We start from the raw sequence: 22,739 nt of genomic DNA, 5'->3' as shown, positions 1-22,739 counted from the left end.
GGTGTCTCCTAGGACTCTCTCACGTACGCAAAAAAATTGAACAGGCACGGCCTGTTCGTCTATAGCAAATGACTATCAAATTCCATGCCAACGCTCTACTCGGCGGGATCGGGGTCTGGCCGATGCGGCAGAGTTTCCCGCTGCTGGCGTTTGCGCATTACGATACTGATCAGTAACCACAGTACTAAACCGGCCACCCAGAGTGCCAGCATCGGCGCGAGAATATTGAGCATGGTGCCGATGCCACTGTCCATCATTTCAAAGCCACCCACAATAATGGCCGGTGCCAGATAGGGTTGCGGGTCGGTGCCTTGCCACGGCACAATGAGTGTCACGGCAAAAACGTAACGTAAATACCAGCGCAGTCCGGCCCAGCGCAACTGCCCGACGCCTATCCACAGCAGGCCAAACAAAATAAGGCCTAGCGCACCATACACGCCCCAAGCAAACACATAACTTTGATAGTCTTCCATCATTCTGCCTTAAAAATAATGTGATCTTCCCACTCGTCTTCCGGCACGGCGTCATCGGGAATCACCGGCCAGTGCAAGACGGATTTGCCTTTTTTGACCGTCGACATAGGTTTCCCGGTGCGCAGAGGGTGCCATGACGGTAAGTCTTTGCCTTCATACACCAGGCGATAGGCACAGGTATCCGGCAGCCATTTGAACGCACTCACGTCCGCAGGCTTGAGCCAAATGCATGACGGTACTTTTTCATGCCGCGTGTTATAAACCTTACAACGACACTGAGCGTCAAGATACCGGCACACCAAGTTGGTGTAGTAAACCTCGTCGGTGTCTTCGTCTTCCAGCTTTTGCAAACAACATTTTGCACAGCCGTCACACAGCGACTCCCATTCTTCGGCCGTCATCTCGGTGAGCGTCTTTTCTCGCCAGAAGGCGTTAACCTTCTTCATTACAACCCCTCGTAGCGCGCCGAGGTATCACGATACAGATCGAGCAAATAGGGTTCACGCGGTGGTGGCATTTGCAAATAAAAGCCCTGTTCATCCAACGCCCGTAAAACATTTTCTGCCTTGGCACGCGCCAATTTGCGCTCGGCGGTCAGGAGCATGTCTGTTACTTTGATCGGTTGCCCAAACACGGTCATCAATTCCTCGGGTACGCGGGCCAATTGTTCACTGCGCAGCACATACAAATAGGTTTCGTCGCGTTTGGAGGACTTATAAATAGTAATCATGGTTTTGTTCATTGACCGCTCTCCTCCGATTGCGCGTCGAGCGGAAAGCGGCTTTGCAGATGCTCGGTGAGCGAGTGGCCGAACAATGACCAGCGCCAACCCTCCCAGGCCTCGGGCACCGCAAAGGCCCCGGTGCGCTGCCATTGCGTCACCACGGCTTCCAGATCTTTTTTACGCACCAGATACTCGCGTGGCAACCCTTCAGCTTCTGCTCGCTGCGACAGAAGTTCACGCGCCGACTGAAACGCGGGGGCATTTTGAATGCGCAACGGCCCCTGAATGCTCGCCGGTGTTTCGGTTTGACGAACGTCGTGCGAGGCTTGAATCAAAGACAGAATCCACTCGCTTTCTTTGCGCAATACCGACGGTTTTATCTCGGTGAGCTGCGCAATGCCTGCGTTGTCCTTGGGCCGTTTGAGCGCCAGAGTCACCAAGTCATTGTCGCTGATCAGTGCCTTCCGGTTCACATTTAAGGCTTGGCAGCGCCGTTCGCGTTGCGCAGCAAGCTGCTGGATCAGCCACAGTTTGTTGCCCTTTAATTGCCACGCTTGCCGTAAACTTAAATAGTGTTCGTTGGGGTCGCGGCGCGCCAGCTTTGAGGCTAAGCGGTCAACGTCTTCACGCACCCAGTCATAACGCCCACGGTCGATTAAAGCAGCCGCCAAACGTGGATAGATTTGATACAGATAATGCACGTCGTTCGCGGCGTAGGCGCACTGGGCGTCGGACAAAGGCCGAGCCAACCAATTGCTTTGGGTCTGGTCTTTGGGCACCTCTATCTGCAATTCATCGGCCACCAAACCGGCGTAACTCTGGCTGCTGGAACCGCCCAAAAACCCAACCGCCAGTTGGCTGTCGAAGCCGCCTTGCAGGGGTTCCCCCAACAAAAGCGAAAAGATTTCCAAATCCTCTTCACCAGAGTGAAACACCTTGATGATGTTTTTGTTGGTGAACAACGGGCGAAGTTGGTCGGCCAAATCCGGCAGCGTCAAGGGGTCAATCAGGTAGCTACCCCGCTCGTCGGCAATCTGCAACAAACCCAATTCCGGGTAGTAGGTACGCCGCCGCACGAATTCGGTGTCCACGGCAAGATAGGATGCATTTGCCCAATGGGTACAGAGTGCGCGTAAGTCGGCGCTTTGGGTGATTAAGGTATAGTCAGTCGTCATGCTGCTCCGTGCGGCCACGGACGGCCATGGCTAGGGTCGTGGGATCCAGTTTGGTCAATTCTTGGCCAAGCGGTATGCCCTGCGCCAAACGGGTAATTTTGATGCCAAAGGGTTTGAGTTGATCGACCAGATATTGCGCCGTCGCCTCGCCTTCCACTTGTGGGTTCAGGGCCAGCAGAACTTCGCTGAGGGGCACGTCCTGCGGAGTGCTAACCTGCTGTATTAACAGGGGTATGCCCAATTCTTCGGGGCCAATGCCATCCAACGGGGAAAGATGTCCGTTCAACACGAAATAACGACCATGGAACGCGCCGGTCTGTTCAATTAAGTACAGGTCGTCCAATGTTTCGACAACGCACACCTGGTCTTGTTGCCGGGTGTCATCGCTGCAAATGTCGCACAGTGGCGAGGCCGCCAATTGACGACACCGCTCGCACGGGGTCAATTCCACCAATGCATGTGTCAATGCCGTGGCCAGTGCATCGGCGCCATCGCGGTCACGCTGCAACAAGTGCAAGGCCAACCGCCGCGCCGTCTTCGGCCCAATGGTGGGCAGTCGACGCAGTGACGCAATCAAGGCATCTAAAGATTCCATGGGCGCCTCAGAAGGGTAATTTAAAGCCGGGTGGTAAACTCATGCCTGCGGTCAGGCCAGACATTTTGCCTTTGGAGGCCTCTTCTACCTTGCGCACGGCATCGTTCACGGCCGCCGCGACGAGATCTTCCAGCAGCTCTTTATCTTCACTCAGGAGGCTCTCGTCTAATTCGACTTTACGGACATCATGACGACCGGTCATGGTGATTTTTACCATCCCGGCACCGGACTGGCCGGTCACTTCCAGGGTGGCGATTTCTTCCTGTGCCTTTTGCATTTTTTCCTGCATTTGCTGCGCTTGTTTCATCAAGTCGCCCATTCCACCTTTCATCATGCGTTTACTCCTGGTCTGGTCTCGGGTGCTGGCGGTATTACGGGTTCAATGGTGTCGGTCAGTAATTCACCGTCAAAATCTTCGGCTAAAGCCTGCACAAATGGGTCTTCCTGCAACGCCTGTTTGGCCTGCGCATAGGCTTCTCGCCGCTGCCGCTGCTGTCGTTGATTCAGGGTTTCACTGGTGCAAGGCTCAAAACGTACATTAACGCGTTCAACTTCAATACCGATGTTGGTCAAGGCCGCGACCAACCGGGACCAATAGCTGGCTTGATGCAGCCGTTCATAGGCCGGGTCGATCTGCAACTCTAAGGTGCCATCACGCAGATCAAGCAGTGCCGAGTTTGCCACCAGAGTGTGCAACACACCTTGAAGTTCAAGCGCCGGTATCAAGTCTGGCCAAACGTCCCCCAACACACTGGGGTCATCCGCTATTTGGTCGAGCGCGCGTTGCGTCGCAGCGGTATAGGCCAATGTGTTGTCGGCGGGTTGCGGCTCGCCCGACAGCGATTCGAACGCTGCAGCGTCCGGGGCAGCGACGTGCGACGGTTCATCATCGGTATCTAACGGCTGTTCCTGCCAGGACAGTGTCTCCTCCTGGTCATCGCTCTCCTCCGCCTGCCCGGGTATTTTCGCATGAACAGGGTCCGCGATAGGCGCAGGGTTTTCTGTACCAAGAGCTTCTGTTTCCGGGCTCATGCCAACCGAATCTTCGACCACCGACTCTGTGGGCTGCACTGTGGACTCAACAAAGGATTCATCGGGCGCCCAAGGCGGTACATCCGGCGCTTGCGCGACAGGATCCTCGTCATGCTGAGGGTACGGTGCCTGCGACGTCTCAGGTGAATGTTCCTGTGGTTGTTCAAACGCCGGTTCCGTCTCTTGCGGTACGGGCTGAGCCTGCTCGTCGGGCTGAGCTTGTTCGTCGGGCTGAGCTTGTTCGTCGGGCTGAGCCTCTTCTTGCGGTTCGGACGCAGTTTCTGTCATTGGAGCCAGGTCAGATTCCGACTGTGGTGCCACCCCCGACACCGGCGCGCTGCCCGTCGGTGCAGGCTCTGATGTATTTGCGGCGGTATCTGCAGAATTCGACGGTCGGTAAACCCGTTTTATGTCGGGTGTAAAGGCAATCATGCGCAGCAAGGCCATTTCAAACCCTTGCCGGGCGTCAGGTGCTAACGCGATGTCTTTGTGGGCTTGTAAGCCCAATTGATAGTACAACTGCACATCATCGGGCGTTGAACGCTGCGCCATGGCCTGTAAGGCGTCGTGGTGCAGGCCCGCACTGAACCCGGGTGCCATCTGTAAAACGGTTAATTGATGCAGCAAGGCCAGAATGTCGTTCATCAGATGCTGCCAATGCGGCGCAAATTCGGCCAAATGCGCTACGACGCGCAGCAACTGCGGGGCATCCTGTTGCAGAACAGCGTCCAGCAAGGCCAAAATCTGACGCGTGTCTACCGTACCCAGCATTTCTGCCACATCGGCTTCTATTACCGTATTCTGCCCAAACGCCATGGCTTGATCGGTGAGACTTAACGCATCACGCATACTGCCTTGCGCCGCTTTCGCCAAGTGCATTAAGGCGGCATCGTCAAAGGGAATGTGTTCGCGGGTTAAAATGTCTTTTAAGTGCCCCATGACCATGTCGGGGGTCATGCTTTTTAAATTGAACTGCAAACAACGCGAGAGCACGGTAACCGGCAGCTTTTGCGGATCGGTTGTGGCCAGCAAAAATTTCACATGCGGTGGTGGCTCTTCCAGCGTTTTCAACAAGGCATTAAAGCTGTGATTAGAGAGCATGTGCACTTCGTCGATCAGGTACACCTTATAGCGCCCGCGTGTCGGCTGGTATTGCACGTTTTCCAGCAGCTCACGGGTGTCTTCTACCTTGGTACGCGATGCCGCATCGACCTCAATCAAGTCAATAAACCGGTTCTCGGCAATTTCACGACACGCCGAGCATTCACCACAGGGCGTTGAACTTACCCCAACTTCACAATTTAAACTTTTGGCGAACAGCCGAGCCAAGGTGGTTTTACCGACCCCACGCGTACCCGTGAATAAATACGCATGGTGTAAGCGCTGGTTATCCAGGGCATTCACCAATGCCGTCAACACGTGGCGCTGCCCGACCATTTCGGCGAACGTCTGGGGCCGCCATTTGCGTGCGAGAACTTGATAACTCATACAGACATCAATAGAAGAAAAAAGTAGGCGTATGCTACCTGCTGAGCCGACACAGTGCCAGACTTGATCTCAGGAGTTGCGGAGGTTTTGCTCGGATTCGAAAAGCAAGGTAAAACAGAAGGCGAAGTATGGAGATGTCCCAACCAGCCACACCCCGGCACATGACGTCACCACTACCGTTGCTCCCTTCCGGGCCTGGCGGGGTTTGCGGTTGGTCATTGCGAGGGGACCGGCTGGGCCACCACAACAGGTGCGGGACTATACCGACTGTCCGAGTCTATCGCAACCCCTTCATTCAATGAATTATCGGGCAGATCTGAACGGATAAAAGACACGTAAACCACGACAGAAAAACGGAACTAATGAGACTATGGATAACCCATTAAAGTCAGACGACAAGCCCCGTATTGGTATCAGCGCCTGTGTGATGGGCGACGAAGTACGTTACAACGGGGGGCATAAAAAACACGCCTGGATTGCCAACGAACTGGCGCCGCATTTGACGGTACAGAAATTCTGCCCAGAGTTTGAAATCGGTCTGGGCGTACCCCGCGAAACCATTCGTCTGGTTGATCACGAGGACGGCATTCATGCCGTATCACATAGCGGCGAGCGCGATGTCACGCAACCCATGCGCCAATTGGCGGAGCACTACACACAGATAGCTCAGCAATGGGACGGCATCATCTTTATGCACAATTCCCCCAGTTGTGGTTTGAACCGGGTGAAACTCTACCTGCCCAACGGCTACCCATTGGGCAACACACAGGGCCTGTTTGCTGCCGATCTGCAAGCGGCTCATCCTTTATTACCGATGGAAGATGCCGGGCGGCTAAACGACGCACACATCCGGGAGCATTTTCTTACCCGCGTGTACATGCAGTACCGCTGGCGCACGCTTAACCCTGGGCAGTCGGCGAAAGACTTGTTGGCCTTCCATTCACGCAGCAAGTATCTGGTGATGGCGTATTCGTATCCGGTGTATAAGTCGTTGGGGCAGTTGCTGTCGAATGTAAAAAGCCGCCCCTGGGAAGAAACCGCTGCCGAATATTATCGTCAACTTAATGCTGCACTGGCCAACCCACCCAAGCGCGGTCAGATCACCAATGTGCTGCAACACATTCAAGGCTATTTAAAAGACAACCTGAGCTCGGAACGAAAACAGTCCTTGCGCGCGGCCATCGACAAATATCGTGCCGGGTTGGTGCCAATGATCGTACCCATGACATTGTTGCAACACCACCTGGATTCGGTCTGGGACGACGACAGTTACATACGCCAGCAATTCTTTCTGGCGCCCTACCCGGAAACATTAGGACTAAGGAACACCATATGAACCTGATTTGGTTGCGCACCAGTGTTCGTTTGCTGGACAACCCGGCCTGGGGATTAGCAACACTGGAAACCTCACTCGATACCCCGCATTGCGTACTGCTCACGCCAACCCCGGAGCAATACCGTACGCACGGCTATGGCCCCCGAAAAATAGACCCTTGGTTGGCGCAGTTTAACGCCTTTGCCGAGACTTTGCGGGCGCTGGGCGTTAACGTCGAACTGCACAGCGTACCCACCTACCGCGAGGCCGCGGCGTGGGTGCTTTCGCGGGCCACAGCGCTGGGCGCCCGGACGGTGATTGCCGATCGTGAATACGGTTTGAACGAACGTCGCCGCGACGCATGGTTAGGCAAGCGCCTCAATGCACAGAATATTGCATTAACGCTGACCAATGACCGCGTCACCTTTGCGCCGGAATCCTTGCTCACCGGCCAAGGGCAGCCGTTCAAAGTCTATACCGCGTACAAAAACGCCTGGCGTAAACAATGGTCCAGTGCACCACAATACCCCTACCCTCGGCCGACATGGGCTACCCAGTTGCCAGCACCGGAAGAAGAAGCGCAGAGTGCCATGGCCGATTTCGTCGCGCAGGATCTGAAGCACTACAGCACGGCGCGTAATGACATTACACAGCCCGTGGTCAGCGGCCTATCGCCGTTGATTGCCAACGGATTATTGACCACCCGACAGGCCTTCGCCGCTGCAGCCGAACAGCGAATTGACGCGGAACAATGGCTTAACGAATGGATATGGCGTGAATTCTTTCATGCGGTGGCGTGGCATTTTCCGGAAATATATCGGCACCGACCGTTGCAGCCTTGGACTGACCTCGTTCCCTGGTCGGACGATCAAGCCCTTTTTTCTGCCTGGTGCGAAGGCCGCACGGGCTACCCGGTGGTGGATGCCGCGATGCGGCAGTTGAAGTCTACCGGGCAAATGCCCAATCGCGCCCGGATGTTCGCCAGTGCATTTTTAACCAAAGACCTGCACCTCGACTGGCGGTTGGGCGAAGCCTGGTTTCTTGCCCAGTTAAACGATGCCGATTTCGTGGCCAACAATGGGAACTGGCAATGGGGTGCCAGTACGGGCGTTGATGCGGCGCCCTACTTTCGTGTGTTCAATCCGCTACGCCAAGGAGAAAAATTTGACCCAAATGGCGACTACGTTCGTACTTGGGTTACTGAATTGGCAGATCTACCGGGCAAATCGATTCACAATCCCTCGCCGCTTGAACGAGCCGCTTCGGGATACCCCGACCCCTTGGTGATCCATGCTGACGCAGCAACCCGTATCAAAGCGCTCTTTAAACAGGCAAAAGACCTGAACAACGGACAGCAAAATGATGATTGAACATATACAGCGCACCTACCAAAACATCAATGCGAAGAGCTTGGATGACGGCATTCTCCAACAGCTCTACACGGAAGATGCCGTGTTCATTGACCCTTTTCACCGCATCGAAGGTCGGGACCGTTTGGACGCCTACTTCAAACAACTCTACCGCAATGTGCGTGCCATCAACTTCACCTATGGCCGCGCGGTGCAGCAAGACAACCGCATCACCATGGAATGGGAAATGCGTGTCGAGCATCCCCGTTTGAAAGGCGGCGAGCCGGTGAACGTGTCCGGCATTACGTGCTTTGAGCTTGAAGGTGAACGGGTAAAACTGCATCGAGACTATTTTGATGCGGGTGAAATGCTGTATGAAAACCTTCCCGTGCTGGGTCGAATCATCAGAACCATTAAAAACAGGATGGGACAATGAAAAAGATTATTTGGTTGGTGGGTGCTTCCACCGGCATTGGTGCCGCTTTAGTCCGTGAACTGGCGCAAGATGCCGAACGGCTGTACATCAGCGCGCGCTCCGCCGATAAATTGTCTGCTTTGGCGGAACAGTTTTCTAACGTCAACATTCTGCCATTTGATGTGACCGACCGTGCAGGTCGTCATGCCGCCATTGCCGAAATTGAACAACAATCGGGCCGTTTGGATACCCTTGTTCTCAACGCGGGCACCTGTGAATACGTCGATCTTGAGCAAGGTGATACCGACTTGGGCTTGTACCAACGGGTGCTGGACACCAATTTTCACGGGCCCGTCGCCCTTACCCATGAAGCCCTGCATTTATTGCGACGCAGCGATGCCGGCTGCATTGTTGGCATCAGCTCCAGCGTGATCTTTACGCCGTTACCGCGCTCACAAGCCTATGGCAGTTCTAAGGCGGCGTTTACTTACTGGTTGTCTACCATGGCCATTGATTTACGTGGTGAAGGCATCTCGGTGGTGATTGTATCGCCCGGTTTTGTCGATACGCCTTTGACTCAACTGAACGATTTCAAAATGCCGTTTTTGTTGTCGCCCGAAAATGCCGCGCAACGGATACGAGATGGCATTAATCGCGGTAAAACGCATTTGCATTTCCCTAAACGATTCACCTTGCTGCTGTTACTGGAAGGTCTACTTCCCCTTCGTTGGCAGCATGCCCTGAACAGCAAATTAAGCCGAAACAAGACCAAACATACCTAAGGAGAGCGCCCATGCGCCAGCGCATTGCCATTATCGGCAGCGGAATATCCGGTTTGACCGCAGCCTACTTGCTGCACAAGGAACACGACATCGAATTGTTTGAAGCCAATGAATACATTGGCGGACATACCAACACGGAAGACGTGCCGGTGGGCGGAAAAACCTATCCGGTGAACACCGGCTTTATCGTGTTTAACGATTGGACATACCCTAATTTTCACAAACTCATGGCCGAACTGCCGGTAGAAGCGCAAAAGACCGTCATGAGTTTTTCGGTCAAATGCGAACAAAGTGGTTTGGAATATTGTGGCCGCAGCATTCCCTCGCTGTTTGCCCAGCGTCGCAACTGGTTACGCCCTAAGTTCTACCGTATGGTGCGCGACATTTTGCGTTTCAACAAACAAAGTATCGAACTGCTGGAAGCCAATGCGATCGACCCACACCAAACATTGGCTGAATTTTTTACCGAACATGGCTACCACGGCTGGTTTGTCAGCAAATACATTGTGCCCATGGGTGCGGCCATTTGGTCTTCAGGCGAACAGGATATGTTGCGCTTTCCGGCGCTCTTTTTTATTCGCTTTTTTAAGAATCACGGCCTGCTCTCGGTTAAGAACCGGCCTCAGTGGTCCACCCTTATCAACGGTTCACGCAGTTATGTCGAGCCGATAACGGCAGGATTTCGTGACCGTATTCATCTGAACACGCCGGTACAAAAGGTCGTTCGTTCAGCAGAGCATGTACAGGTTATAACAGAAAAAGGTCATAAAGAGTTTGACCAAGTCATTTTCGCTTGCCATTCTGATCAAGCCTTAGCCATGCTGGCTGAACCAACCTCGACCGAGCAAGACATTTTGGGTGCGCTTCCCTATGCCAAAAATGATGTGGTCCTACACACAGATGCTTCATTGCTGCCAAAACGCAAACAGGCGTGGGCCGCATGGAATTATCACATCCCCACCAGCGCACAGTCTGCGGTCTCGGTGACCTATAACATGAATATCTTGCAGAACTTTGACGATTGCCCCGAAACGTTCTGCGTTACCTTGAACTATGATGGCCCGATAGACCCGAAGAAAATCATTAAACGGTTTGATTACAGCCACCCGGTATTTACGCCGGAAGGCATGTTGGCGCAAGCAAGATACCACGAGATTGGCAACCAGAACCGTACCCATTTTTGTGGTGCCTATTGGTTCAATGGCTTTCATGAAGATGGCATCAACAGTGCGCTACGCGTCGTGAAAGACCTGGGCATAGCATGGTGATTGGGCAATGACGCTGCACAGTGGCATTTATACCGGCATCGTCGGGCATGATCGCAAACGGCCCAAACCCCACCGCCTAGAGTACAAGGTGTATATGCTTTACACCGATCTCGACGAAGTGGAGAGCATCGCGGCGCAGCACCCTTTCTGGGGTGCTTACCGGCGCAACCTGATCTGGTTCAAGCGCCTGGACTTTATGCGTCCGACGGATAAACCACTGAAAACCGTGGTATTGGATTTGGTTGAAGCACGTACCGGCTATCGCCCGACCGGTGCGGTGCGGGTGCTGACCCAGTGGCGCAATTTTGGCCTGAGCTTTAACCCGGTATCGTTTTACTATGTGTTTGATGCGGAAGATGACGAGACTCCGGTCGCTATTTTGCCGGAGATCACCAACACCCCTTGGCTAGAACGCTACCAATACGTTTTGGTAACACGCCCCCTGCCCGGAGGCATCGCCGCGACTCATTGTCAAAATGGGCAATGGACCTTCAAGGTCGACAAAGATTTTCACGTCAGCCCGTTTCACCCCATGCATCATAAATACGAATGGCATTTTGATGTACCCGGTGACCATACGCGCATGTTGCTCAAGAATTACGACGAAGATGGCCTGATATTTTCCGCTTGGATGAATCTTGAACGCCAACCGGTGAACCGACGCAACTTGAATCGCGTAATCTGGACATACCCCGGTATGACACTACAAGTTTTATGGGGCATATACACACACGCCCTTAGGTTATGGTTGAAAAAGGTGCCGTTTTATCCGCACCCTGAACGAGGAGTTAAATAATGAGAATAACAGGAAATGAAGCCGTGTCTGCCACTGAAACGCTAGGCTTTTGGCAGCGGCTCATGTTTAGGGCTTTGGAAAAAAATATTCAACAGGGGTATTTGGTACTGGAGCAAAATGGCCAGACGTGGGCGTTCGGTGATGCCCATAGCGACTGTCGTGCTTTGGTCGAAATTCGAGATCCGGCGGTCTATAAAGAATTCGTGCTCGGTGGTGGATTAGGCGCCGCCGAAGCTTATGTGCTCAAACTGTGGGATACCCATGACCTGACCGCTGTGGTCCAGGTGTTTGCGCGCAATCTGGACGCCATCGACAACAACCCGTTCTTGCTGTCATTCCGCAAGGCGCTGTCTTGGCTTGACCATAAGTTTAACCGCAATACCATCAATCAGTCGCGGCGTAACATCGCGGCCCATTATGATTTGGGCAACCCGCTGTTCGAGAAGTTTCTTGATCCGCACATGATGTATTCGGCGGCTATTTATCCGGCGGCTGGGGCATCGTTGGAAGATGCGCAAACCTTTCGCCTGCATCGTATTTGCCAAAAGCTCGACCTGCAACCGGACGACCACCTGTTAGAAATTGGCACCGGCTGGGGCGGTATGGCGATTTTTGCGGCGAAACACTATGGCTGTAAGGTCACGACCACCACCATTTCACAGCAACAGTTCGACTACGCCAAAGAGCGTGTGGCCGCGGAAGGTTTGACCGATCGCATAACGTTACTGCTGCAAGACTACCGGCTGCTGGAAGGCAAGTACGACAAACTCGTGTCGCTCGAGATGATTGAAGCGGTTGGTCATGAATATTTGTCGACCTATTTTAAAAAGTGCGATGCCCTCCTGAAGCCACACGGCGCTATGCTCTTGCAAGCCATCACCATCGCGGATCAACGCTATGATTACTACCGGAAGAGTGTCGATTTTATTCAAAAGTACATCTTCCCCGGTGGCGCGCTGCCCAGCATTGCGCGCATGGCGCATGAAGTAAGCAAAGCCACACAAATGACTGTGAAGCATTTGGAAGACTTTGGCCCGCACTACGCGCGCACGCTGAAAGATTGGCGAGAGCGCTTCAACCGTCAATCGGAAGCCCTGCACGACATGGGTTATGACGAGGCCTTTCAACGTCTCTGGAATTATTACTTTGCCTACTGCGAAGGGGGTTTCTGGGAGCGCAACATTGGCGTTGCTCAATTATTGCTTGCCAAGCCCGATAACCGCCGCGAGTCCGTAATGCCATGATCAAACCTTGGCACCATGGCGTCATCTATCAAGTAACCTTCTTTGTGACGGTGTTAACGGGCAATCTTTGGTCGTTGCTTTGGTCGGTATTCTTGCTGTTTACCGTGGTGTTCAAACAACCCAAAGCTGTTTTAGCGTTTATCGGCTTGGTAACCCTGGGTGGCTATGCTGTTGATCTGATCATTCAAGCGTTGGGCTTTATCCGCTTCAGCCATAACACCCTGCTGGGGCCTATCTGGCTGTTTGTCTTATGGATCGGGTTTGCCAATGTCATCTGGCATTTGGCGTATAAAATCTCGTGGCTTTGGCTGCAAATTCTTTTAGGCGCGGTGTCTGGTCCGCTGTCTTACTATGGTGGCGCAAAGCTGGGCGCGGCAGAACCCATGGACTTGGCCGGTATTGTGGTCTATTCGCTCTGGTGGGCCGTAGCCTTCCCTGCTGGTATTGCATTACGTAATTACTGGCACCGTCGTTGGTTAAAAGAGAGTGAGCAATGAAGCGCGTCATCTACTATTCAATCGGTTTACTCCTGTTACTGTCCGGTCAAGCCGTATCCTCTACGTGGGATTTAATGGGTACCGCACGGGACCCGGTAACCGGTGACTTTATTTACCGTGAATTCCATCGTGTTGAACTCAACGCGGACCAGTCCCAAACCCGCGTGGTGGAATACCGCGATCAAAACAACGAAGTATTGGTGGTGAAAACCTTGGTATCACCGACCGATCGTCCATACCTCCCGGAAATTCGTTGGGATGACATGGCGCAATCGTCATTAATTGAAGGCCGCTTTGACGGTGGCATCTACGAACAAAGCATTGCCCGCCCCAACGGCAATGACGTGCAGCGCGCCCGGCTCGATGATGTTCAGAATACCGTCCTGGACGCTGGCTTTGATCGATACCTGCAAGACCGAATGCCTGATATTTTGGCACAAGGTAGTCTGTCATTTGATTTTCTGTCGTTGGGTGCCGGGCGCACGTATGCCATTACGGCCAATTTGATCGAAGCGAATGACGCACAGATCCGCCTGAACATAGCCCCCAGTTCGGCGTTAATCCGTTGGTTTGTCGATCCCATAGAACTGGTGTATGACCGTGAATCCCTGGCCTTAATTCGTTACACCGGAATTACTAACTTCCGTCGCGAAGGCAGTGTCGTGAACGCTGTGATTGATTACCAATACAGCCCTGAAGCCATTGAGGACGCATCCTAATGGCTCGGCATCATACGCTGATCCGTTGGGGCCTATTCGTCGCGGGCAGTGCCTTTTTAGGGCAAATCATCTGGGCTTCCATGACCGTGAGCTTATTCACGGAAGGCCCCATGATCGGCAATCTGGTGTGGGGCAAGGTGACCCTTGTGGACCTGTATCTGGGGTTTTTCATCGCCTTGTTGTTGCTGTGGCAACTCGAACCCAAAAAAGTCTTGGTGTTATGTTTTATCCCGCTTTACATGGTTATGGGTAATTGGTTGTTGTGTTGGTACTTGGCGTGGCGCTGGCCGCAACTATTTGCAACAAAGCCATGACAAATTTGCGTCGAATCTCGACTTAACCTTCCCCTTCGTGGCGAGTTCATCTACATTTGCAGAAACCTAGTAAAGTGGTTGCTGTCTGTATGATGAAGGTTCGACACCGCATCGCGGTAAAATTAGCCCTAGTGAGCGTGTTGGTAGCGTTGGTGCTGGGGCTATTCTTAGGTGCAGTGCAAGCCTTCGTCGATTACAAAAACGAACAAGAACGTATTGATCAAACCGTCATAGCACTGCTCGAAGCCTATGAGCCTGCGGCGGGTCGTGCCATCTATAATCTGGATACCTTACTGGCCGACGAAGTCACCAATGGATTGATGACCTATGAATTTGTGACCCGCACCGCCATCTTTGACGAACTGGGCAACGAACTGGCCAGCCGCGAACGACTTGGGTTGGCAGAAGAAGAGTTGAGCGGGTTACAACGGCTGGTGCCGGAAGGTCAGTCATCCTACTCCATCGACATCGTTATTACGGGCACCACGAATCCGGGTGCTTTGGTGCTGGAGATTGACCCCGCCATTGCGCTACTACCCTTTATCCAACGATCCGGTACAGCCCTGCAGCTGGCCGTTTTCCGCACCCTGTTTATTGTGATGGCGTTATTTTTGGCCGCGCATTGGATGGTGACACGTCCGCTAACGATTTTAAGCCAGCACTTCCAAGATGCTGAGCCGGAGCGCGGTGAATTAGAAACCATTGCCCTGACGTTCCACAAACATGATGAATTAGGCACTCTGGTCAGCAGTGCTAATCGCTTTGTCACCACCGTTCAACTGTTGCTCGAAGAGCGTGATGCGGCGGAGCGCCACAGCCATTCCGCGTATGAGAATATCCGCGAGCTGGTTGACCACCTACCCCAATTGATTTACGTGGTTAGCCATGAGCAACGGTTATTGGTGGTTAATCGGGCGTTCGCCGCCCTGTTCGGTTCTGACCCTGAAGTGCTGGATAAAGCTCAAATCAGCACCCTGCGTCCGAGAGTCAGTGAAAGTGTCTGGCGGACGCTGTTTGGCACCGACCGGGAAGTGTTGGCCAGTCAGGAAGAAATCGAGATCCCGGAATTAACCTTGCTCGATGCCCAAGGCGAAGAGCGCGCCATTGAAACCCAGAAATTTCCGCTGAATTATCGCGGTGAGCAGGCCGTCTTGTCGGTAAGCATTGATGTTACCGAGCGCCGTAAAACCGCCGAACACATTCAGCACCTGGCCTACCATGACAGCCTGACCGACCTACCCAACCGCAACTTCTTGTTAGAGCATGTGGAACGCCTGAAGCATCAGGCCACCGCCAACAGGGAGTTTGGTGCCTTGGTGTTTATTGACCTCGATAATTTCAAAAACATTAATGACTCACTCAGTCACGCGGCGGGCGATTTTGTGTTGCGGGAAGTGGCACGGCGACTCACTGCCCATGCCCAATCAGGCGATACCGTGTCGCGCCTGGGCAGCGATGAATTCGTGCTTTGCATACCAAAAATTTCCAACCGGGCAAAAGAAGCGCTTTTTCATGCCGAATTCCGCGCCAACGTTATTCGTGACCTCATTGCGGCGCCGTTCTGGTTTGATAACCAGCGTCTGAACGCCACGACGAGTGTCGGTATCGCCCTCTTTCCAGACGGCGATCTATCGGCCGCCGATATTTTGCGTAACGCCGATATCGCCATGGTGTCAGCTAAGAACGAGGGCAAGAATCTTTGCCGGGTATTTCAACCCAGCATGTCGGAAGAAGCCACCCAACGAATGATCCTGGAAACCGGCCTGCGGCAAGCCTTGGAAGACGAGCAATTCTTCCTGACCTTCCAACCGCAGGTTGATGTTTCAACCGGCGCCATCGTAGGTGCCGAGGCCTTGCTGCGCTGGGCACACCCGGAACGCGGTACGGTTTCACCGCTAGAGTTCATTCCCATATTGGAAGCCACCGGGCTGATCGTACCGGTCGGGCGCTGGGTATTGGAAAGTGCCTGTGCCGCCGTTGCACAGTGGCAAAAGGCAGGCCTATGGCACTCACACATGCGCTTGGGCGTGAACGTGAGTGCGCGCCAATTTGCGCAAGCCGATTTTATCCACTACGTGCGCCATGCCACAGAACAGCACAAAATTTCGCCGTCGATGCTGGATATGGAAATTACCGAAAGTATGTTAATCGAACAGATGCGTGAAACGGTGGATCGCATGCAACAACTGCAGGATTACGGTGTCACCTTCTCCATCGACGATTTCGGCACCGGGTACTCTTCCCTTGCCTACTTAAAACGGTTACCCATCGATGTGATCAAAATCGACCAAGGGTTTATCCGCGACATCACCACCGACATCAATGACGCAGCCATTGTCGAAACCATTCTGGCCATCGCACGCCACATGAATCTACAAACCGTGGCTGAAGGTGTAGAAACTCCAGCCCAGTTGGCCTTCTTGCAGGCGAACGGGTGCGACCGGTACCAAGGTTACTTTTATTCAAAACCTATATCATTGGTGGATATGACGAATTTACTGAAAGCCCAAGGCAATAAGGAATTGGTAGAAGCTACATGACTTACAGCGTAAAAGAAGCGTTTTATTCGTTACAAGGAGAAGGCGCACACACGGGTCGCCCGGCGGTATTCTGCCGGTTTACCGGGTGCAATCTATGGTCTGGCCGTGCTGCCGACCGCGCCGGTGCCATTTGCCAGTTTTGCGACACCGACTTCATTGGAACTGATGGGCAACATGGCGGCCGATTCCACAGCGCCGAGGCGCTGGCCGATCATATTCTGGCTTTGTGGCCGGAGGGCTGTGGTCATCGCTACGTCATCTTTACCGGCGGCGAACCGCTGTTGCAACTGGATACAGACTTGATCCAAGCCATGCATGCTCGTGAATTCGTTGTGGGTGTGGAGTCTAACGGAACCCTTGCCGCACCAGAGGGCATCGACTGGTTGTGTGTTTCGCCCAAAGGGACCTCGGATGTCGTGGTCAAACACTGCGATGAGCTGAAACTGGTCTTTCCTCAGTCTGCCGCACCACCAGAGCGTTTTTCACATATTCGGGCGACCCATCGCTATTTGTCACCGATGAATCCTTATGATGCTAATCGCATTACCCCGCAATCGGACCATACACAAGCCGCGATTGCCTATTGTTTGGCCAATCCGGAATGGCGTCTGACCTTGCAAACACACAAAATCCTTGGGGTCGATTAAGACCGTACAACCGACCATTATCACGATTTCAAATACCCATATTCTGTTCTACGAATACCTGTAGCCATGGGCTTCTATTAACTTTTTGGCGTTAATCAACTACACTCACAGGGTATTTTTCGGCCCTGACGGGCCAATACCCCTACCTCGACAGATGCTGTAACGCAGTTTGTCCCGTCAGAGCCTCAGACCAATGAATGGAGAGCCCATCGTGTTAGAAGCCTATCGTGCACACGTAGAAGAACGCGCCGCCCAAGGCATCCCTGCCAAGCCACTGAACCCTGAGCAAGTCACCGCTCTGGTTGAGTTGTTGAAAGCACCCCCGCAGGGTGAAGAAGACTTCATTCTGGATCTGATCGTGAACCGGGTTCCGCCCGGCGTCGATGAAGCGGCCTATGTTAAAGCCGGTTTTCTATCGGCCGTCGCTAAAAGTGAAACAGCTTGCCCGTTGATTTCCGCTGAGCGCGCCGTTGAATTGCTTGGCACCATGCTAGGTGGTTACAACATTGAAACCCTGGTAGGCCTGTTGGACGACGCTAAATTGGGTGCCGTGGCCGCCGAACAGTTGAAAAAAACCTTGCTCGTGTTTGATGCCTTCCATGACGTGGCAGAAAAAGCCGACGCAGGCAATGCGCACGCGAAGGCCGTTTTACAAAGCTGGGCGGATGCCGAATGGTTCCTAAACCGCCCTGCCTTGGCTGAAAAAATCACCCTCACGGCATTTAAAGTGACCGGTGAAACCAATACCGACGATTTGTCACCCGCACAAGATGCTTGGTCACGTCCTGATATTCCGCTGCACGCCCTCGCCATGTATAAAATGGAACGGGACGGTTTGAAGCCGAATCAGCCTGGTGAAGTCGGCCCGATTGATCAACTGGAAGCCTTAAAAGAAAAAGGTCACCCCATTGCGTTGGTGGGTGACGTTGTGGGTACCGGTTCTTCTCGTAAGTCCGCCACCAACTCTGTGCTGTGGTTCACTGGCGACGATATTCCATTTGTGCCCAACAAGCGCGCGGGTGGCTTTTGTTTGGGTAGTAAAATAGCGCCCATCTTCTTCAACACCATGGAAGATGCCGGCGCCCTGCCCATAGAGCTGGATGTCGACCAACTGAACATGGGTGACGTGTTTGACATCTTCCCTTATGAAGGGAAAGTGGAGAAAGACGGCAAAGTCATCACCGAATTCAAATTGAAAACCGATGTTCTACTGGATGAAGTCCGCGCTGGCGGCCGGATTCCGTTGATCATCGGCCGTGGTTTAACCGACCGCGCACGCGCCCATTTGGGTCTGGAACCTTCCACCGTCTTCCGTCGCCCCAGTGGCGCGACGGACAGCAAAGAAGGCTTCACTTTGGCGCAAAAAATGGTGGGCAAGGCCTGTGGCGTTGCCGGTGTTCGTCCAGGCGAATATTGCGAGCCGAAGATGACCACTGTAGGTTCTCAGGACACCACGGGGCCAATGACCCGTGACGAACTGAAAGACTTAGCGTGTTTGGGCTTCTCGGCCGATCTGGTGATGCAGTCGTTCTGCCACACCGCTGCCTATCCCAAGCCGGTGGACATCGACACGCAACACACCCTGCCCGACTTCATCATGAACCGTGGCGGTGTGTCGTTGCGTCCGGGCGATGGCATCATCCACTCGTGGTTGAACCGCATGTTGCTGCCTGACACCGTCGGCACCGGTGGTGACTCACACACCCGTTTCCCGATGGGCATTTCATTCCCTGCGGGCTCTGGACTCGTGGCCTTTGCGGCAGCGACCGGCGTTATGCCATTGGATATGCCAGAGTCTGTCCTGGTTCGTTTTAAAGGCAAGATGCAACCGGGTATTACGCTGCGCGATCTGGTACACGCCATCCCTTACTATGGCATTAAAAACGGCCTGCTGACCGTTGAGAAAAAAGGCAAGATCAATGAGTTTTCCGGTCGTATTCTGGAAATCGAAGGTCTTGAACAATTGACCGTTGAGCAAGCGTTTGAATTGTCGGACGCGTCAGCCGAGCGTTCAGCGGCGGGGTGCACCATTACCCTGTCAGAAGAATCGGTAGCCGAATACCTGCGCTCAAACATCGTGATGTTGCGTTGGATGATCGCCAACGGCTACGGTGACCCTCGGACCATGGAACGTCGCGCTAAAGCCATGGAAGAATGGCTGGCCAACCCCTCCTTGATGCGGGCCGACAAAGATGCCGCCTACGCTCATGTAATCGAAATTGATATGGACGAAATCAAAGAGCCTATCCTGTGTGCACCGAACGATCCTGACGACGCGCGTTTGCTGTCCGACGTTCAAGGCGACAAAATTGATGAGGTGTTCATTGGTTCGTGCATGACGAATATCGGTCACTTCCGTGCGGCAGGCAAACTGCTGGAACAGCATAAAGGCAGCCTGAGCACGCGTTTATGGGTATCGCCACCGACCAAGATGGACCAACACCTGTTGATGGAAGAAGGTTATTACAACATCTTTGGCCGTGCCGGTGCACGTACCGAAATGCCCGGCTGCTCACTCTGCATGGGTAACCAGGCACGGGTTGCGGCTAAATCCACGGTAGTTTCTACGTCGACGCGTAACTTCCCCAACCGTTTGGGCGATGGTGCAAATGTTTACCTGGCCTCTGCTGAACTGGCAGCCATTGCGGCCGTGATGGGCAAATTGCCAACACCCAGCGAATATTTGGACTATGCCAATAAAATCGACAGCATGGCGGGCGAGATTTACCGCTACATGAATTTCGATCAGATGGAAGACTTCGTTTCGGCTGCATCCTCCGTTATTGCTACGGATGCTGCTTAACCGGTCAAACAAAAAACAGCGCTTTGGTTGTTTTTTTTACAAAAAGCCCTTCTTTTGAAGGGCTTTTTTTTGTTTTTTATCCTAGACTACCAGTATTAGAACTATAAATTTTAGCGATTATGTCTATTCCTATTATCATTTGTGATGACTCAAGTTTCGCCCGTAAACAGATGGCGCGCGCCCTGCCACCGGAGTGGGAAGTAGAAGTAACCTTTGCCGAGAATGGTGAGGAAGCGATCGCGTTAATCCGCGAAGGCAAGGGTGAAGTCATGTTCCTGGATCTCACGATGCCCGTGATGGACGGGTACCAAACGCTGGAACTGATCAAAGGCCAGGACCTTCCCTGTATGGTCATCGTGGTTTCTGGAGACGTACAGCCGGAAGCCGTTGCACGGGTCAAACAATTAGGCGCCATCGAATTCATCGAGAAACCCATCGATACCGACAAAGCTCGTCAGGTATTGGTTCAATACGGTGTGATGTAGGTGGACGTTGTGACCAAGCCCTTCTTACTGAACGAAGACCAGCGCGACTGCTTGCAAGAGCTGTCGAACATCGCTATGGGGCAGGCAGCGAGCCTGTTAGCTCGTCTATTGAATGTGTTTGTGGAATTACCCATTCCACGCGTCAACATCATTGAAATCACTGACCTGCACATGGCGTTGCAAGCGCTGGACGGCGGTGAGCGCTCATCCGCCGTCTGCCAGGGTTTTGCTGGCAGCGGTGTCACTGGCGAAGCCATGCTGATCTTTAATGACTCCAGTTTCGATGATGTGGCTGGTCTGATGGACTACCAAGGCCAACAATCCGAAGACATTGAAATCGAGCTATTGATGGATGTGGCCAATATCCTCATCGGCGCCTTCATTAAGAAGTTTTCTGAGCAGGCGGATTTGAATTTCAGCCAAGGCCACCCGACGGTTTTAGGACAGCATCAACCGATCAGAGATTTATTGCGGCCGACCGCGCACAGTTGGCATAAAACGCTGTCGATTGAAATCAGCTACAACATTGAGAACCACAACATTCATTGCGACTTGCTGGTGCTGTTTACGGAAGAATCGTTGCCTGTTTTACAAAAGAAAATCGAATACTTATTGGACTGATCATGACGGATGCCTCGAACGATATCGTTGATTTTCATTGGATGCTTGAAATCCTGCAAACCATTGATATTGGTTTGATCGTTATCGATAACGAATACAACATCACGACCTGGAATGCGTTTATGGAAAACCATTCGGGCCGGGCTGCCAGTTCCGTTAAAAATCAGCCCTTGTTTGAAGTATTCCCCGAATTACCCGAAGCGTGGTTTCGTCAAAAAGCCGATACCGTTCGCCTGCTCAGCATTCGTACGTTCACGACGTGGGAACAGCGCCCTTACTTGGTTCGGTTTCGGAACTATCATCCGATCACCAGTACGGCCGAATTCATGTATCAAAACAGCATGCTGTACCCCATCGTCGATACCAAAAACCAGGTAACCCATATTGCGGTGGTAATCTTCGATGTCACCGACATTGCCACCAGCAAGCTGGCCCTACAAGAGGCGAACGGCGAACTTGAACGGTTGACCCGGACCGATGGCTTGAGCCAATTATTTAATCGCTCCTATTTGGAAGAATCCATTCACCGAGAACTGCAACGCAGCCGCCGGCATAACCACCCCGCATCGTTGATCATGCTGGATGTCGATTTCTTCAAACACGTTAACGATACGTACGGCCATGTCGCCGGTGATGATGTTATTCGATTTATTGGTCGGCAATTGCGATTGAACCTTCGAGAAACGGACACGGCAGGTCGTTATGGCGGGGAAGAATTTGCGGTGGTGTTACCCGAAACCAGTGCTAATGACGCCAAGGTATTTGCGGAGCGCTTACGCCTTATTATGGAAGACTCCACCATGAAACATGAAGATACAGAATTCAAGATTACCATCAGTTTGGGTATTGCCGAACTGACCGACACCATGAGCACGGAACAAGACTGGATATCGTCGGCCGACCATGCGCTCTATGAATCGAAACACAATGGTCGTAACCAAACCACCATTTTTAAAACGAAATAACCCATATCGTCAAAGCTCACTCACCCTTCCAGCATTGGCCCCGCCGACGTAAACCAAGCGTTGATGTCGGCCTCTTGCACCCGTCCAGGACCCACATACACCAAACGCGTGGGCGGGAATTGCAACAGATATTCCGCTTGCCTTAATAACGCATCGAAGTTTTGCTGATACATTTCTTGCGACAACCCCTTCGGCTGCATCGACTTCAGCCTTGCGGCCAAACCTTCAATATTTTCCTGCAAGGGATCTGGATCGCCGTTCACAAAGGCCTGACCCGACAGCGGATAAGCGTAGATAAAGGTGAAGTTTTCTGGAAGATGCTCCGACAGCGCCGCCGATGCAGTGCGGGCCAGATCGATGAATGGTAGACGGCATTCATCTAAGTACCCGTACAAATACACACGGACACGATGACGCTTCAACGCCAACATCAATGGGTGTAGTTCAGGCACGACCGCCAAGGGATACGGCATTACTCCCCTTTCATTCATG

24 protein-coding genes and 1 other RNA gene are annotated in these 22,739 nt (G+C 53.0%); 16 read left to right on the top strand and 9 right to left on the bottom strand.

Annotation, left to right across the window (positions count from 1 at the left end):
- Positions 1 to 95: 95 nt before the first annotated feature.
- The 8 genes from ACFOSD_RS08430 to ffs form a co-directional block, all read right to left on the bottom strand.
- Complete coding sequence (locus tag ACFOSD_RS08430) at positions 96 to 473, bottom strand: hypothetical protein (protein ID WP_380695463.1); 378 nt, start codon at positions 471 to 473, stop codon at positions 96 to 98.
- Positions 473 to 919 carry a YcgN family cysteine cluster protein gene (locus ACFOSD_RS08425; protein WP_380695461.1) on the bottom strand — a complete coding sequence of 149 codons (447 nt, stop codon included), beginning with the start codon at positions 917 to 919 and terminating at the stop codon, positions 473 to 475. Before ACFOSD_RS08425 ends, ACFOSD_RS08430 begins: the two co-directional genes overlap by 1 nt.
- The gene (locus tag ACFOSD_RS08420; RefSeq protein WP_380695459.1) at positions 919 to 1,215 is read right to left on the bottom strand and encodes a YcgL domain-containing protein; all 297 of its coding nucleotides are present in this window, start codon (positions 1,213 to 1,215) and stop codon (positions 919 to 921) included. The genes ACFOSD_RS08425 and ACFOSD_RS08420 overlap by 1 nt, the downstream gene beginning before the upstream one ends.
- Positions 1,212 to 2,372, bottom strand: a complete 1,161-nt coding sequence (locus tag ACFOSD_RS08415; RefSeq protein ID WP_380695457.1) for a ribonuclease D — start codon at positions 2,370 to 2,372, stop codon at positions 1,212 to 1,214. The genes ACFOSD_RS08420 and ACFOSD_RS08415 overlap by 4 nt, the downstream gene beginning before the upstream one ends.
- A complete protein-coding gene (recR, locus tag ACFOSD_RS08410; protein ID WP_380695455.1) occupies positions 2,362 to 2,967 on the bottom strand; it encodes a recombination mediator RecR in 606 nt (201 codons plus the stop codon). The genes ACFOSD_RS08415 and recR overlap by 11 nt, the downstream gene beginning before the upstream one ends.
- 7 nt (positions 2,968 to 2,974) lie before the next feature.
- Positions 2,975 to 3,301, bottom strand: a complete 327-nt coding sequence (locus tag ACFOSD_RS08405) for a YbaB/EbfC family nucleoid-associated protein (RefSeq protein ID WP_380695453.1) — start codon at positions 3,299 to 3,301, stop codon at positions 2,975 to 2,977.
- Positions 3,298 to 5,487 carry a DNA polymerase III subunit gamma/tau gene (gene dnaX, locus ACFOSD_RS08400; protein ID WP_380695451.1) on the bottom strand — a complete coding sequence of 730 codons (2,190 nt, stop codon included), beginning with the start codon at positions 5,485 to 5,487 and terminating at the stop codon, positions 3,298 to 3,300. The genes ACFOSD_RS08405 and dnaX overlap by 4 nt, the downstream gene beginning before the upstream one ends.
- Positions 5,488 to 5,625: 138 nt before the next feature.
- Positions 5,626 to 5,722, bottom strand: an RNA gene (gene ffs, locus ACFOSD_RS08395) — signal recognition particle sRNA small type.
- 135 nt (positions 5,723 to 5,857) lie between these two features.
- On the opposite strand from ffs, the gene ACFOSD_RS08390 reads away from it, so the two are divergent.
- The 16 genes from ACFOSD_RS08390 to ACFOSD_RS08315 all read left to right on the top strand — a co-directional run bounded on the left by ACFOSD_RS08390 (position 5,858) and on the right by ACFOSD_RS08315 (position 22,247).
- Positions 5,858 to 6,823 carry a YbgA family protein gene (locus tag ACFOSD_RS08390; RefSeq protein ID WP_380695449.1) on the top strand — a complete coding sequence of 322 codons (966 nt, stop codon included), beginning with the start codon at positions 5,858 to 5,860 and terminating at the stop codon, positions 6,821 to 6,823.
- Positions 6,820 to 8,172, top strand: a complete 1,353-nt coding sequence (locus ACFOSD_RS08385; RefSeq protein ID WP_380695447.1) for a cryptochrome/photolyase family protein — start codon at positions 6,820 to 6,822, stop codon at positions 8,170 to 8,172. Before ACFOSD_RS08390 ends, ACFOSD_RS08385 begins: the two co-directional genes overlap by 4 nt.
- Entirely contained in the window at positions 8,162 to 8,587 is a 426-nt protein-coding gene (locus ACFOSD_RS08380; RefSeq protein WP_380695445.1) for a nuclear transport factor 2 family protein, read from the top strand. The genes ACFOSD_RS08385 and ACFOSD_RS08380 overlap by 11 nt, the downstream gene beginning before the upstream one ends.
- Positions 8,584 to 9,348 carry an SDR family NAD(P)-dependent oxidoreductase gene (locus ACFOSD_RS08375; protein ID WP_380695443.1) on the top strand — a complete coding sequence of 255 codons (765 nt, stop codon included), beginning with the start codon at positions 8,584 to 8,586 and terminating at the stop codon, positions 9,346 to 9,348. Before ACFOSD_RS08380 ends, ACFOSD_RS08375 begins: the two co-directional genes overlap by 4 nt.
- A gap of 11 nt (positions 9,349 to 9,359) precedes the next feature.
- Positions 9,360 to 10,616, top strand: a complete 1,257-nt coding sequence (locus ACFOSD_RS08370) for an NAD(P)/FAD-dependent oxidoreductase (RefSeq protein WP_380695441.1) — start codon at positions 9,360 to 9,362, stop codon at positions 10,614 to 10,616.
- 7 nt (positions 10,617 to 10,623) lie between these two features.
- Positions 10,624 to 11,412, top strand: a complete 789-nt coding sequence (locus tag ACFOSD_RS08365) for a DUF1365 domain-containing protein (RefSeq protein ID WP_380695439.1) — start codon at positions 10,624 to 10,626, stop codon at positions 11,410 to 11,412.
- The gene (locus ACFOSD_RS08360) at positions 11,412 to 12,656 is read left to right on the top strand and encodes a class I SAM-dependent methyltransferase (protein WP_380695437.1); all 1,245 of its coding nucleotides are present in this window, start codon (positions 11,412 to 11,414) and stop codon (positions 12,654 to 12,656) included. Before ACFOSD_RS08365 ends, ACFOSD_RS08360 begins: the two co-directional genes overlap by 1 nt.
- Positions 12,653 to 13,153 carry a DUF2878 domain-containing protein gene (locus ACFOSD_RS08355; RefSeq protein WP_380695435.1) on the top strand — a complete coding sequence of 167 codons (501 nt, stop codon included), beginning with the start codon at positions 12,653 to 12,655 and terminating at the stop codon, positions 13,151 to 13,153. The genes ACFOSD_RS08360 and ACFOSD_RS08355 overlap by 4 nt, the downstream gene beginning before the upstream one ends.
- The gene (locus ACFOSD_RS08350; RefSeq protein WP_380695433.1) at positions 13,150 to 13,872 is read left to right on the top strand and encodes a hypothetical protein; all 723 of its coding nucleotides are present in this window, start codon (positions 13,150 to 13,152) and stop codon (positions 13,870 to 13,872) included. Before ACFOSD_RS08355 ends, ACFOSD_RS08350 begins: the two co-directional genes overlap by 4 nt.
- Positions 13,872 to 14,186: a hypothetical protein gene (locus ACFOSD_RS08345; RefSeq protein ID WP_380695431.1), complete on the top strand. Its 315-nt coding sequence runs from the start codon at positions 13,872 to 13,874 to the stop codon at positions 14,184 to 14,186. Before ACFOSD_RS08350 ends, ACFOSD_RS08345 begins: the two co-directional genes overlap by 1 nt.
- Positions 14,187 to 14,275: 89 nt before the next feature.
- A complete protein-coding gene (locus tag ACFOSD_RS08340; protein WP_380695429.1) occupies positions 14,276 to 16,726 on the top strand; it encodes a putative bifunctional diguanylate cyclase/phosphodiesterase in 2,451 nt (816 codons plus the stop codon).
- Positions 16,723 to 17,373 carry a 7-carboxy-7-deazaguanine synthase gene (gene queE, locus ACFOSD_RS08335; RefSeq protein WP_380695427.1) on the top strand — a complete coding sequence of 217 codons (651 nt, stop codon included), beginning with the start codon at positions 16,723 to 16,725 and terminating at the stop codon, positions 17,371 to 17,373. The genes ACFOSD_RS08340 and queE overlap by 4 nt, the downstream gene beginning before the upstream one ends.
- A gap of 211 nt (positions 17,374 to 17,584) precedes the next feature.
- Positions 17,585 to 20,176, top strand: coding sequence for a bifunctional aconitate hydratase 2/2-methylisocitrate dehydratase (acnB, locus tag ACFOSD_RS08330; protein WP_380695425.1), 2,592 nt, complete (start codon positions 17,585 to 17,587; stop codon positions 20,174 to 20,176).
- Positions 20,177 to 20,295: 119 nt separating this feature from the next.
- Entirely contained in the window at positions 20,296 to 20,661 is a 366-nt protein-coding gene (locus ACFOSD_RS08325; protein ID WP_380695423.1) for a response regulator, read from the top strand.
- Between the two features lie 9 nt (positions 20,662 to 20,670).
- Positions 20,671 to 21,282 (top strand): histidine kinase, encoded by a 612-nt coding sequence (locus tag ACFOSD_RS08320; RefSeq protein ID WP_380695421.1) that lies wholly within the window; start codon positions 20,671 to 20,673, stop codon positions 21,280 to 21,282.
- Between the two features lie 2 nt (positions 21,283 to 21,284).
- Positions 21,285 to 22,247: a sensor domain-containing diguanylate cyclase gene (locus tag ACFOSD_RS08315; RefSeq protein ID WP_380695419.1), complete on the top strand. Its 963-nt coding sequence runs from the start codon at positions 21,285 to 21,287 to the stop codon at positions 22,245 to 22,247.
- A gap of 20 nt (positions 22,248 to 22,267) precedes the next feature.
- On the opposite strand, the gene ACFOSD_RS08310 is transcribed toward ACFOSD_RS08315, so the two are convergent.
- Positions 22,268 to 22,738 (bottom strand): hypothetical protein, encoded by a 471-nt coding sequence (locus tag ACFOSD_RS08310; protein ID WP_380695417.1) that lies wholly within the window; start codon positions 22,736 to 22,738, stop codon positions 22,268 to 22,270.
- Between the last annotated feature and the right edge of the window lies 1 nt (position 22,739).

Source organism: Salinispirillum marinum, from assembly GCF_042650105.1.
Taxonomy (GTDB): Bacteria; Pseudomonadota; Gammaproteobacteria; order Pseudomonadales; family Natronospirillaceae; genus Salinispirillum; species Salinispirillum marinum.
The sequence above is the reverse complement of the archived record's forward strand: the minus strand, read 5'-3'. Positions and strand labels throughout refer to the sequence as shown.